The organism is Williamwhitmania taraxaci (assembly GCF_900096565.1).
GTDB classification, from domain to species: Bacteria; Bacteroidota; Bacteroidia; order Bacteroidales; family Williamwhitmaniaceae; genus Williamwhitmania; species Williamwhitmania taraxaci.
Genome location: NZ_FMYP01000006.1, coordinates 15,920 through 29,203 on the forward strand (window position 1 = coordinate 15,920; position 13,284 = coordinate 29,203).

Sequence of the window (13,284 nt, forward strand, 5' to 3'; positions counted from 1 at the left end):
TTATGATATCTCAGCATGCAAGATATACACAAAATGGCAAAATTCCTAATCGGCAGCAGTGCCCTAGGGAATAGGGCTTGAATATAAAGGAGAAGGTTATTCGTGTTTCGATAATTTCAGGTTAATCAATATCGCAAGCTGCGCAAATACCTGATTGAACATTAACCCAAGGAGTTTATGGATTTAGAGAACCCAATAACGTTCGACTCTGTTCATGGTCGCATAGCTGCATATATTAACTTTCGATAAACATGCAATGCCTCCGGCGTCAATCAATATGGCATTATGATTTGATTCTTTGATTGCAAAGGAAACATGCCGGACTTTCAGCCCTAAATGGTTCGTTGCTTTTGCACAGGGCTGCGGCCCTGTGCTTTTACAGGCAGGCCTTTCATTCCTATGGTTTTCTTCGTGTTTCTTGCATGTTGGGGTATTGGTAGCGCGGTGCCGTAGGCATCTGGTAGCAAACGCCTCTGAAAAAACAGTTATAGAAACAAATACAGGCCCTTACTCAATTGAGATACGATACTTCTCCAGAAGCCCCGCCACGCCATAAAGCGAAAAGCGCGCCTTAGCCATGGGGTTGCTCTCGGGATCGATGGTGTAGTTAAATGCGGTAAGTAAATTGCAATCCTTAAGGACTGTTTTGCTGAAAACCGCCTCTTCGAGATTGGTATTCTCAAAGAGAGAACCCTGCAAGTTTGCACGAGTAAAATCGACGCTTTTCATCGAAACATTAAGGAAATGTGTCTTTGGCATCTTCTTGTTGGCAAAGGTGGAAAAGTCGAGCACACCGCCCTCAAAGCGTACAGAGAAGAGAAAGTCTTCCGAATCGCTGAAGTTTACCCCTAGGAGCTTGCACTCGCGGAATACGACGTTGCAAAGACTGGTTCCCACCAGCTTCAGTAGGGAGATATTGCAATACTCAAACACGCAATCGGAAAAATGATTATAGCTAAAGTTACTGCCAGAAAAATCGCAGCCCTTAAAGGTGCAGCGCAAAAACTCCCTACTCCGAATCTCCTGCGCTGTGAAGCTGATCTTTTCAAATACTTTATTCTCGTGAATGATCTCTTCCATGATGAACGGTGAAAAGTTAAAAATTTATGAATGGTATGGCCGAATTATATTCTCCCACGCTTTTAAAAGGGTGGGTCGTGGTAGGTATTGTGCTAAACAAACATCCACACCACACTTAGTTGGGAAGACTCCGACAACCTTCAGTATCCCCATTTTCAAATCATCAAATTAACCCATTAGTCATTTATTTCGGTAGGTATCGAGCAATTCGTCGAGCCAATCGGCGGAATTTGAATATCTCAAAATACTTAGCCACAATGCGCCAGGTATCGAGCATGAGCATGGCGTAGAGCACACCGCTAAAGAGCCAAAACACGAGGAAATTGAACCAAAACGTATCGATAACCCACGATCCAACACGCTTGACAGGTGCAAAGAAGTGTGCCCTTCCATACCGATTATTGGAGATCATGAATACTGGATCTTTACGCTGAATAAACCGATCTTCGTCCTCGGCAATCTTAACCAGTTCGTTATTGTTGAGCACAATGTCGGCTATGGCAGCATTGTAGAAACGTTGTTTTAGTTGCAAGACTTTTTCCTTTCCACCGAGCTGTAGCTCCAGAGTATGAAAAGCACGATCGCGTCGACGCATGGAGGAATCGAACCTATCGTTCAGACTTTTACGAGCAATGGTTAAAAAGGCAAGTACCGAATCACCATTAAACGCATCGTCTACGTAGCGCGCTACCGAAGATACTCCCGCATGAGTGCTATCGCAATCGCACAATATTTGCCCGAGTCCATTCTTAATTAACACCCGTTTGTGAGCCAACAAGGCACTATCACCACCCAGCTGTTGCTGGCGCTGCAGTTCCTGCACTTTAAGTTGAACAAGCGGAATAAGGTAGTTGAAGGTATAGGAATACTGGCTCAACTCTTGGTCGAAGGCGTAAAAGTGCTTCTCAAACCGGTTTTCCTTAAACTGATGCACCATAAGCGCCTCATAAGCCCAACGGGAGAGCATTAAATCGCCAATTAATGGAACATACTCCTGAGAGGTAACTGTGCGATGTAGCTTATGAAACGGAACTACCACCCCACTAAAGAGCAACTGCGGAACCAAAATCAGCGGAATAGAAATATAGATTGCCACCACCGAAGTAAGAGCAGCAGAGATATTCAACCCAATCATGTTGGCACAAAAAGCAGCACTAAAGAATATGAGCCAGTAGCTAAAGAACATGCCACCAATTTCGAGCAATAGGTTACTTACGGTTACAAAAAGCAGTGCTTGAATGGCCGAGATAACCATCATGGTAAGCACTTTGGAGTTAATATAGCTGAACCGGCTCAGATTAAGAAAAGTTTCTCGTTGCCGAATCCTACGATCCTTTATAATCTCCTCGGCGCTAACGCTCAAACCCATGAAGAGGGAAGCCACCACGCTCATGAACAGGAAGGAAGGAATGTTATCGTTTAAACCAAAAAGATAGCCTGATCCATTTGCCGAAAAGCGCGTGAAAAAGCCAATGATTAGCGCCAGAATGGGCGCCTCCAACAGAGCAATAGAAAGGTATTGACTATCGGCGAGTTTGGAGAGCATATTTCGCCGCATAAAGATGCCCAACTGCTTGGCACGAGAGGGTATCTTAAACGGATTATTGGGAAGAATACACTTCTCGCCACAGACTATCTGCTTGAGGGTTGGCTCCACCTTTCGAAGGTAAAGATCATACCAATCGCGGGCGCTTCGCTTTCGCTTTCGGGTTGGGAGCCCATACTCATTAACCACCCGGGACTCAACAATCTTAAGAATCTGCTCCGTATTCACGTTACCACAGGCAAAGCATTCACTCTCGTCGGCCTTAAGGTAGTGGGCCGCATTCCGAAAGTAAACTACGGCATCCATTGGATTACCCTGGTATATTATTCTTCCTCCGTGGTCCATCACCAGGAGCTTGTCAAATATTTTATAGATATCGGAGGAGGGCTGATGAATGTTTACAATCACTAGCTTGCCCTTAATCGTTTGTCGCTTGAGCAAGAGCATCACCTTTTCGGAATCGGCCGAGGATAACCCGGAGGTAGGTTCGTCCACAAAGAGCAATGCAGGTTCGCGCATCAACTCTAGGGCGATATTAAGGCGTTTACGCTGCCCCCCACTTATAAACTTATTCAGTGGATTCCCCACCTTCAACTCCTGGGCCTCAACCAATTCGAAGTCGGAGAGACATGTATTAACCTCATCGAGTAATTCTCCCTCCGAATGCTCGCTAAAGCATAGTCGGGCATTGAACATCAGGTTCTGAAACACGGTAAGTTCCTCGATAAGCAGGTCATCCTGCGGCACATAACCAATAATTCCCTCGAGCTCCTTTTTATCTTTCGAAATATCGAAGCCGTTAATACAAATTCGGCCTGTATTTAACTTTTGGTTCCCGTTGAGCACGTTCAGCAGAATCGATTTTCCCACTCCGCTATTCCCCATCACCCCCACTAGCTGTCCACTCTCCGCTTGTAGATTGAACGGTTGAATGCCATTTTCGGTGCCCTTGTATCGGAACGAGATATTGGATGCAGTAAAGCGGATCTTCTCCTTGGCCAGACCAGTAATAAACTTGGTAGCTACCTTCGAATAGTAAATTGGAGAAATCTTTGGACTCCGAATAACCGAACCTACGCCAAAAATATAGGCACGCCCCACCTTAACGTTGTGTCCATTGAGGAACAGGTTATTCTCGCCAAAATATTTTATGAGAAAGGTATTGGTACTGTCAATGTGCAGCACAAAAACCTTCCCTTTGAGATTGCTGCTTAAGAGGTGCTTTACCTTAGGGTGCGAAAAACTATCGTCGGAGTTTACAAACAGCAGCTTTTCGTTGTGCGGCATCTCCTGCTCCCCACCAAGGATAAACTGCATGGCGTTGTTGAACTCGAACACGCTGATACGAAAACTCGAAGCCAGGGCCCGAATGAGTTCCAGACGTTTATCGGTAACTACACCGCTATCGCCAAGGAACTCGATGAGCTGTAACACCAGCCACATTTTAGGATACTGCTCAAACTCTTGGTTTATCTTCTCTACAATACTATTTAACGACTTGGAAAAGACAAACGTGCCATCGCGTTCCTCGGTATGGGTGGCCTCCTGATGATATAGAAGAAGCATTTCATTGAACTGGACCAAAAACGAGTCAACCTGTTGGTCGCTAAACTCTTTCTCGAGATATGAGCGCACCACACCTCTTACATTTTCTGTAAGACCATCATGCTCAGTATCTACAAGGAAAGCAAACAGCTGCATTAGAGCTTTTAGAATCGACTCATTCATATTTTTCGCAGTTTTCGAGAACTTAAAAGTAAATAAAAAGTCCAAAGTATTGAGCTTTATTCTCGTCTATCGTGTTTAAAATGCCATCTATTGTAAAAACTGATTCAGAATGAACGAACTACTCTGGCTACTGGAAATAGTAGTATGCTTTTCGCTGGTGGTGCTGGCCTATAAACTATTTGGGAAAGCCGGGCTATGGGCTTGGATTCCAATCTCCATCATTATTGCAAACATTCAGGTTACGAAAACCATAGAGATATTTGGATTTGCGGCTACTCTAGGAAATGTAATCTACTCTTCCTCATTCCTTGTAACCGACCTGCTCACCGAGCGTTACGGAAAAGCAGATGCAAAAAAAGCCGTTCTCTTGGGTTTCTTCACCCTCGTGGTAATGGTGAGTTTAATGAACCTTGCCATGATATTTGCACCCATCGCAACGGACAGCCACAGTTTAGGTATCGACAAAAACTTAAAGGATATCTTTGGGCTGATGCCGCGTATTGGACTTGCCAGCCTTGCTGCCTACCTCGTTTCGCAGTGGCACGACGTTTGGGCCTTCGAACTATGGAAGAGCAAATACCCATCGCGAAAACAGCTGTGGATAAGAAACAACCTAAGCACCTTGGTATCGCAGTTTCTCGACACCGTGATTTTTACCATGATTGCCTTCTATGGAACGATGCCTATGAATATTTTGCTCGAAATTGTATTTACTACCTATTTGCTAAAAGGGCTGATTTCACTAGCCGATACGCCATTTCTATATCTAGCAATGAAGATCGTTCCTATGGGAGAAAAAGAAAGCAAACCCTAAAGGCGGAACCTACAACAAACAACGAATGCCCCGGTAGACTGACCGGGGCACTCGTATGATACAAATATTAAACACCGCGAAAGTTCTATCGTTTTGCCGGTTGGTTCTTTACAATGGTCGATTTACGCGAAAGGGAATAGGCCGTGAAGAATCCCATCGCCCCGTTCTTGAAGTTTGTATAGATATTGGCTGGAGGGCCAGAGAAGAGAGGATTATTCCCCTGAACAACCGTTTGAACGGAAACGATAAAGTCCATATAATTTTTGTTTATCGACATCATTTCGAGCGTTACGGTATCGTCATTTTTAATTTTATCGAGTTCTTGGTAGAAAAACACAATGATGCCATTGGTCTGCTTTCCATTGAAGAACCTGTCGTCGGTGGAAGTGTGATTACTGAGCGTATCGGTATTCAGTTTTCCGTTGATATACGATTTAAACGCATAGAAATTCTCCTGCTCCGAAGGGTCTTTAGCAAATAGTTTTATGGCCCAACCATTGCGGAATAAATTCTCCTGTGCCACATGAATAGAATCGACAGCTACCGGAGCAGGCAGGAAAGAAGATGCGCTATCGGAAACAAATTTTCCGTCACCGTTTAAATCAACATTCTCGACCAGTAAATGATAGGTGCGCCCCGGTATTCCATAATAATCGGCAGGAGTTTCGTATGTTCCCAACTCCGAAGCACTCTCCTGCAAAACAAGTGTAGAAACCCCATCGGAAATGGTAACGTGTGCTCCCGACAACTTTTCTACTGGTTTATTCGAAAAGTAATCGGCCGACTTCGAGAGGTAAACCTTATGCACAGTGGTATCGGTAGTAATCTCACCATATATAACCAACCGAGTATAGGTTGTGCCAATATTCATATCGATACGTTCGGTGCATGAACTAGCAAATAAAAACAACGATATCCCACTCCATGCTAATACTACTGTATTGAAATTTTTCATCTAATTAAAATTTGAAATTATAGGTAATTGAGGGGAGATAGGTAAACAGATATGTTTTCTCGGCATAGGTAACATTTGGATTTAACTTGTCAGTTACAAAGTTAATTGCCCAAGGATTCTTACGACCGTATACATTATAAACGGAAACATTCAATTCCCCCTCCCATTTTCTATTTACCTTTTTCTTGCTTTTGATAGTTAATGAAACATCGAGACGGTGATAATCGGGCATGCGATAAGCGTTTCGAGCCGAATACACGGGCACAATATCGTTCTCCACAACAATTCGACCCACAGGAACTGTAATTGGTGCGCCGGTAGCATAAATCCAGTTTGCTCCAAATACGATGCGAGGACTAATGTCATACGAAAGAACAACATTTACATTATGAGGCTTATCATAAAATGCCGGAAACCACTGCTCGTTGTTAACTCCATTGATTTTTCGACGTGTTTTTGAGTAGGTATAGCTTACCCAACCGCTAAGTTTATCGCCATTTACCCGAACCATGGCCTCGGCACCATAGCTATAGCTTTTGCCAACCCGCACCTGACCTTCCATCTCCTTATTCAGGAAGAGATCGGCATAATCCTTAAAATCGACCACATTGCGCATATCCTTATAGTAAACTTCGAAAGAGGTCTCAACCACATTATCGAAGAAGTTTCGGAAGAAACCGGTTGCATACTGATCGGCTACTTGGGGCTTTACGTTTGGTCCTGACGGAAACCATACATCGAGCGGCGTTCCAGCATTGGAATTGGATGCTAAGTGCAGATATTGAACCGTCCGGGAGTAGCTAGCCTTAATCGAGTTATTGTCGTTAATCATAAACTGAGCACCCAGTCGCGGTTCCCAGTTAAAGAATGTCTTCACGACCTTTCCTGTTGCATACTGCGTTTCGCCTATCTTATTATAGTTTGCATCGTAATTTTGAATTGTAGCAGCACCCAAGCGTTGGTATGCACTCAAGCGAATTCCATATTTCAAGGTCAGCCAATAGTTAACCACCTGCTCATTAGAAGCATAAATAGCATGCTCGAGTCCGAAATTTCGAGGCACTTTATATTCGCCAAAGAGACTCTCGCTACCAACCCCTTTTGCAGTTGCTGGATCGAAAAATTGGTAAGAGGTTATAGCGCCAAACTTGATTGTATTCGAATTGTTCAAGTAGTAAGTAAAATCGAGTTTGGTGGAATAGTTCTTCAGGTCGCTTTGCCATTTAAAACTGTTTGGCTTACCCTCTTCGGTTCCCAATTCGTAGCTATAGCGGCTGTAGATTAAACTGGTATTTAGAAACAACTTGCTCGAAAATAGATGGTTCCAACGGGCCGTTAAGGTTTGGTTTCCAAAACCAAAGGAAGCGAACTTACCTTTGAATACATCTTGGCCGAAGTATCCGGAAATATAAAGGCGGTTGTTATCGTTAAAGGTATGATTCACCTTTAGATTGAAATCGTAAAAGTAAAGCTTGTTCTTGCGAATATCGGGATCCGTAGCCAATGGCAGAAACATATCGGCATAAGTTCGTCTTCCCGAAACAATAAAGGAAGTCTTGTCCTTAATAATTGGCCCCTCCAGCGTCAGACGGCTCGAAATAATGCCAATGCCTACAATACCGGAAAACTTTTTACTATTTCCGTCCTTCATACGAACATCGAGAATAGAGGATAACTTTCCACCATACATCGCCGGAATATCGCCCTTGTAAAGCCGCACATCCTTAATGGCGTCGTTGTTAAATACCGAGAAAAAGCCCATTAGATGCGAGGCGTTGAATACAACAGCTTCGTCGAGAAGAATCTGATTTTGATCGGCCGACCCACCACGCACGCTAAAGCCCGAAGATCCTTCGGAGGTAGACTGTACCCCGGGCAACATTTGAATGGCCTTGATGATATCAACCTCACCCATCAATGCCGGGATCTGCTTGATGCTCTTCATCTCAAGCTTAGCTACGCTCATTTCGGGGCGAGAAACATTGGCATTGGGCCTGTCACCTTTAACAATTACTTCTTTCAACTCTGTCGATTCGGCAGTGAGTTCCATATTCATCTTAAGGCTGCTCGAAACAACAACGGATACCTCCTTCGAAATATAGCCAACATAGGAAAACACCAAGGTGTAATTCCCCGGACTTGTAGAAACTGAGTAGTATCCATAAACGTTGGATGCCGCACCTGCCTTACTTTCCTTCACGAAAACAGTGGCTCCAATCAGTGCCTCACCACTAGCTGCATCTTTAATATAACCACTAATTGTGGGTTTTCCTCCCGGAGTGGTTGTAGTTGGATCGGCAATTGCATAACCCAGCGCACAACTCCAAAGAAATATCAATAACAAAAACGTTTTTCTAAACATGATCAATATTAAGATGATTAATTTATGATGGTTTTAGGCTTCTTAGCACCAAATGAGCCAAAAAGGAAGGCAACGTTAGCGTATGGAGAATTAAAATCGGAAGTAGTATAAAAATTCCTGTTACTCCCATCAAAGGCAGTATATGATAGGTTATCGAGACTACCAACGAAGCGGTAACCAGCACCACCCCTAATCCGGAGCCACCTCACAACGTTCACCTCTATGTTCACTTCCGGCTGAATAACAACAATATTATCCTTTGCTAAGGCAAACTGATACCTGTCCGCCCGGTTGGGATCAACCAAGGAGACTTCTCCACCTCCAACCCTAAAACTCATTCCCATATGGAAAACCCTATTCGCCTCAAAGCTATATCCGGTCCATAATCCACCATGACTAAACGTGTAAGTAAGGTTCTCATAAAGAGGTAGTTTTGGGTTACTTACTGGGTTATGATCAAATGGATAAATGTCTGGAAAAGTCATTTCGGAAGCCAGCCCACTGCCATACGCACCCAGAAAGAAACACCTATTGATAAGGATTGCACCACCACCACCAGTAAAGACTGCAAACCGTCCCTTAAAGGCCGAGAACTCGGTGATTACCCCACCAAAACCACCAACCTGAAGCTTCTTCGGGGGGAGTAAAAAATGAGGCTCATCCTCTTGGGCTACCAAGACAAATGCTTGGAGTAGCATTAAAGCAAAAACAATCGCTTTCTTCATCATATCAGCATTTATCAATTTGTGGTAAAATTAGTTATTCATATGCACTATTACACAAGCATTAGTCCATTTATGTAGCTTTCTATTATATGGGATTGCATATATAGAATTTGTATCTACTCCAACAGCACGGGAATACAGGTATGACAACTTAGAAAAGAATCCCCCCCCTTCCATTAAACGATTTTAGGATTACCCTCAACAATTAGTGCTCGCCCATCTAAATTATTACACTCTTTACTATTTTTGATGCTTCTAATTGTCCTCTATTTCTAAATCTGTATTCGTTTACTAATCAGCCATTAGCTCATTGTGCAAAACAACCAAGAATGAAACGTAGTCATATCGCTTTTGCTGCATTGGTAATAGTAATTATCCTTGCTCTATTTTATCTGAACAAGAATAGCCAAACAAAACCAATAGTAGCCAAAGTGCAGGTATCGGCACCCCTCAGCCATCTAGAACTACCGCAATACAACAATGGTGAAGAGTCAATTGTTAAAAAAGGGTTTACCTTGGTCTACAGCGAAACCTATGAGCAACCAGTGTGGGTGGCATACACCCTTAATTTGGCCAAACTCATACGGAAGGCAAAAAGGTCGGACAGTTTTCAGGCCGATCGGGATATATCTACAGGATCGGCTACCAATAAAGATTACACTCATTCCGGATACGATAAGGGGCACATGGCACCCGCAGCGGATATGGCATATAGTGCGGAGGCTATGAAAGAGTCATTCCTCTTCAGCAACATCTCGCCTCAGAAACCAAAGTTTAATAGAGGCATTTGGAAAGAATTGGAAGAAGAAACACGGAGCTGGTGCCGTGAATTTGGTGAAATCTACATCACCACCGGCCCAATATTCACGAAAGTTCTCGAAAGAATTGGCCCCAACAAGGTAGCGGTTCCCTCCAAATATTTCAAAACAGTGCTTCTATACACCAAAAACCAATACTGGGCAATAGGTTTTATCATACCCAACGAGGGCACAAGCAAACCCATCTCCAGCTACATGGTTCCGGTTGATAGTGTGGAGAAAGCAACCGGGCTTAACCTTTACTTCAACCTCCCAGATGACATAGAAGATGAAGTAGAGTCAGCAAGAAGACTTCCCGTTTGGTTACTAAACTGAGAATTTGAAAACCAGTTTCTGAATATCTTCACCAACCAGCGGTGCATGCGCATCATCTGGAAAGAATACAGCAAAATAACCCGGCGATAGTCGTAAGAAATCCCGAACAGTATCCTTGTAAAAAACGATATCCTTTTCGTCGCTGTAGGGCGCCATCTCCTGATGACAAGATGATAGCGGACTCCACCCAATCTCTTCGCTTCCAGAGACCAATAATTGCAAATCGATATACTTACGATGCGCCTCTAACTTAGCCTCATGACGCTCCTTACCCACTCCTTCGAAAGGACTTACGTAGAGAGCATCCCCATCCAAATCCACAATGCCACCTGCGTAGTCGTAACTGCCGGCTTGAATATAGGCCGCTACCTTTTCGAGTCCGGGCAGCAAAGCACTATAACGCATAATATTTTCTACTTTATCAAATATCATTATTTTACCTCCTTAAAATCAAACATCTCTTTTCGATCCCACTCCAGCCAATACTTAATGGAAAGTTGGCGAACTAAATTCCAATACCCATTGGTGAGATTACCATACTTTACAATTCCTGCAGAAATATCATCGGCGGCCAATTTAGAATAAGACCCTTTAAGCGTTACAACCAATACGCGTCCTTGATACACAAACCTAGCACCAGCAATGGAAGCACCTCCCTGCTCTACCGAAATACTTCCTCGTCCAAGGGTTGCACCTGTGGATATTTGTAATCCATCATTCAGGCAACTTACTGGAGGCATAAAACCAGCCAGAGAAACAACCTTAATCTTATCGAGCCCAACACCAAAATACTCGCGTGCAAAGAGCCCCATCTTTGTGCCTACGATAGAATAAATCCCAAGATGCTGATGCATTTCATTGGTCAGCACGGTAAGTTTCCACTCCTCAATGCCATGCCTCTGCTGAATGGCTTTAGCGTATGGAACGAGGTCGGGCGAAAGCAATTCTTCCGAAATAGGAAACGATTCTAGAACAATTCCTCGGAGTGCGGTTCCTTGCCCCGTAAAAAGTTTTATGTAGCTATCGCCAACCATGGATGTATCCACAATTTGAACATGGGCAATATGCGGATTCTGAGAAGTTGGTTTTACTTCAAAAAGCGAGGGATACGATAGGTAAACAGGAACCAATTCGTCCCACATAGTAAAATGACTATTTGCCAGTTGACCTCTAATAGCACCCACCTCATGACGCTTTTTGAGTTCCAGTGCCAGCGGTTTTTCGGTGGCAGAGACCTTTCCAAGTAGTTCCTCGGTGAATATAGAATAGTTGCCTAGCGGCTGTCCCACTAAATGTATGTTAACAGGCAAAAGCTGGAGTTGCCGCCACGCCTCAGCATCAGAAACTACATTGGTACTTCCCTCCGATTCACCATAAAACCACACTACCCGGCGCAAATTAAAAGGTATCTCAACTTGTTTCAACCATCCATTGAGGGAAGATACTGGACCTAAGCAAACATAGGTAAGTTGCTCTTGATCATTCTTAAACCATCGCGTAAGAGAGTCGCGATAGTTCGACTTAATGACGTTGGTTTGCTCTTCGGTCTTCCATATGGCCCGACACATCCAGCGCCAAGAAGGATTTAGCCCTAAATCGACACCCTCCACTACAGGAATGCTTAAACCGAAGTCAGCAACAAGTTTCCGAACACCCCTTGCTCCTTCGGAGGGAGAGAGACCGCCATCGGTGCAAATAATCCCAACCACTTTAAAGTTGGAACTGGTAAGAAATGCAGCAATTGCACGGAAATCGTCTGAGGCACAATCCGTATCTACAACAATAGGTATAGTAGCAGACTCCTGAGCATCCGAGTGAATAGTAAGGAGGTTGCTACCTACAAAAAGAAAAAAAACAAACAAATATTTTTTCATTTCACAAATTCAAATTATCGAACGAAAATAGGAATAAAATAATTAACCATGAACTTTTCACCCATCGGAACAAGAAAGTAAAACCTATATATATTGCTACCAAACGAAGAAAGGTCGCACAACCAGTGTGGCGACCTTTCCAAATATACTACTGTGGTTAGTTTTTCAATATTCCCTTGAAGGCTGCCCTATAAACAATTAAAAGGTTAAGGTTAAGGATTGCAACCACGGCGGCTCCACCAATACCCGGCAAATCGAGAAAGAGGTGAAATGCTACTATGTTGACCGAAATGGGGGCAAGAAACACTAGGGATAGTGCAACAAACTTACGAAGGAGCAAAAGCGCTCCCACAAGCACCTCGATCACACCAACCATCTTAATCATATAACCAGTGGCAAGCAATGCGCCCATAAAGTTACCTGCAGGTCCAGGCATTGCAGGCATCGGTAAAAAACCAAAAAATTTATTCAACCCAAAAACGACGAGCATTAAACCAAGAAGAATCTGCAAAACCAAGTTTACCTTTTTCATAGCAAGAGATTTAGTTCAAAAACCATGGCCATAGCAGGACATAACTATTACATGGGAATTAACAGATTTGAACTCCGATAGTTCAACCACCAAAATTATTCATCCCTCGAAGGCAAAACAACTCTTCAAAACACTATTTTTGCACCCGTAATTGGAGAAGAAAGATGAAAGCCCTTTTAACAATATTATTGCTAATCCTATCGAATACCTTTATGACCTTGGCTTGGTATGGTCACCTAAAGTTTAAGGAGATGAGGTGGTTCGAAAACCTCGGATTAATTGCTATTGTTTTAATCAGTTGGGGAATTGCCCTTTTTGAGTATTTCTTCCAAGTACCCGCAAATAGGATAGGTTATAAAGGTAATGGCGGACCATTTACCTTAGTAGAATTAAAGGTTATTCAAGAGGTAATTACCCTTGTAACCTTTACCATCTTCAGTTTACTGTTCTTTAAAACAGAAACATTTAGAACCAACCATATAATTGGCTTTATTTTTCTGATACTAGCCGTTTATTTCATTTTCAAGAAGTAACC

At 43.3% G+C, this 13,284-nt stretch carries 11 protein-coding genes; 3 read left to right on the plus strand and 8 right to left on the minus strand.

Features of this window, described 5'->3' with window-relative positions:
* Window positions 1-507: 507 nt before the first annotated feature.
* Complete coding sequence (locus tag BLS65_RS02595; protein ID WP_092435400.1) at window positions 508-1,080, minus strand: pentapeptide repeat-containing protein; 573 nt, start codon at window positions 1,078-1,080, stop codon at window positions 508-510.
* Between the two features lie 184 nt (window positions 1,081-1,264).
* Window positions 1,265-4,354 (minus strand): ATP-binding cassette domain-containing protein, encoded by a 3,090-nt coding sequence (locus tag BLS65_RS02600; protein ID WP_092435402.1) that lies wholly within the window; start codon window positions 4,352-4,354, stop codon window positions 1,265-1,267.
* 109 nt (window positions 4,355-4,463) lie between these two features.
* Between BLS65_RS02600 and BLS65_RS02605 the strand changes: the two genes are divergently transcribed.
* A complete protein-coding gene (locus BLS65_RS02605) occupies window positions 4,464-5,168 on the plus strand; it encodes a queuosine precursor transporter (RefSeq protein WP_092435405.1) in 705 nt (234 codons plus the stop codon).
* An 85-nt stretch (window positions 5,169-5,253) separates the two neighbouring features.
* Here the strand turns inward: BLS65_RS02605 and BLS65_RS02610 are convergent, their stop codons facing one another.
* Genes BLS65_RS02610 through BLS65_RS02620 form a run of 3 tightly spaced genes read right to left on the minus strand, consistent with a single transcriptional unit; the run spans window position 5,254 to window position 9,213 of the window.
* A complete protein-coding gene (locus BLS65_RS02610) occupies window positions 5,254-6,123 on the minus strand; it encodes a DUF4249 domain-containing protein (protein WP_092435408.1) in 870 nt (289 codons plus the stop codon).
* A 4-nt stretch (window positions 6,124-6,127) separates the two neighbouring features.
* Window positions 6,128-8,461, minus strand: coding sequence for a TonB-dependent receptor (locus BLS65_RS02615; protein ID WP_170829979.1), 2,334 nt, complete (start codon window positions 8,459-8,461; stop codon window positions 6,128-6,130).
* Between the two features lie 41 nt (window positions 8,462-8,502).
* Window positions 8,503-9,213 (minus strand): hypothetical protein, encoded by a 711-nt coding sequence (locus BLS65_RS02620; protein WP_092435413.1) that lies wholly within the window; start codon window positions 9,211-9,213, stop codon window positions 8,503-8,505.
* Between the two features lie 326 nt (window positions 9,214-9,539).
* Between BLS65_RS02620 and BLS65_RS02625 the strand changes: the two genes are divergently transcribed.
* The gene (locus BLS65_RS02625) at window positions 9,540-10,343 is read left to right on the plus strand and encodes a DNA/RNA non-specific endonuclease (protein WP_092435416.1); all 804 of its coding nucleotides are present in this window, start codon (window positions 9,540-9,542) and stop codon (window positions 10,341-10,343) included.
* On the opposite strand, the gene BLS65_RS02630 is transcribed toward BLS65_RS02625, so the two are convergent.
* The 3 genes from BLS65_RS02630 to BLS65_RS02640 all read right to left on the minus strand — a co-directional run bounded on the left by BLS65_RS02630 (window position 10,335) and on the right by BLS65_RS02640 (window position 12,749).
* Window positions 10,335-10,775, minus strand: coding sequence for a NanQ anomerase/TabA/YiaL family protein (locus tag BLS65_RS02630; RefSeq protein WP_092435419.1), 441 nt, complete (start codon window positions 10,773-10,775; stop codon window positions 10,335-10,337). The two genes, BLS65_RS02625 and BLS65_RS02630, sit on opposite strands and share 9 nt — an antisense overlap.
* Window positions 10,775-12,217 carry a nucleoside hydrolase gene (locus BLS65_RS02635; protein WP_092435423.1) on the minus strand — a complete coding sequence of 481 codons (1,443 nt, stop codon included), beginning with the start codon at window positions 12,215-12,217 and terminating at the stop codon, window positions 10,775-10,777. The genes BLS65_RS02630 and BLS65_RS02635 overlap by 1 nt, the downstream gene beginning before the upstream one ends.
* 157 nt (window positions 12,218-12,374) lie before the next feature.
* Entirely contained in the window at window positions 12,375-12,749 is a 375-nt protein-coding gene (locus tag BLS65_RS02640; RefSeq protein ID WP_092435425.1) for a DoxX protein, read from the minus strand.
* Between the two features lie 164 nt (window positions 12,750-12,913).
* Between BLS65_RS02640 and BLS65_RS02645 the strand changes: the two genes are divergently transcribed.
* A complete protein-coding gene (locus BLS65_RS02645) occupies window positions 12,914-13,282 on the plus strand; it encodes a DMT family protein (RefSeq protein WP_092435428.1) in 369 nt (122 codons plus the stop codon).
* Window positions 13,283-13,284: the final 2 nt, after the last annotated feature.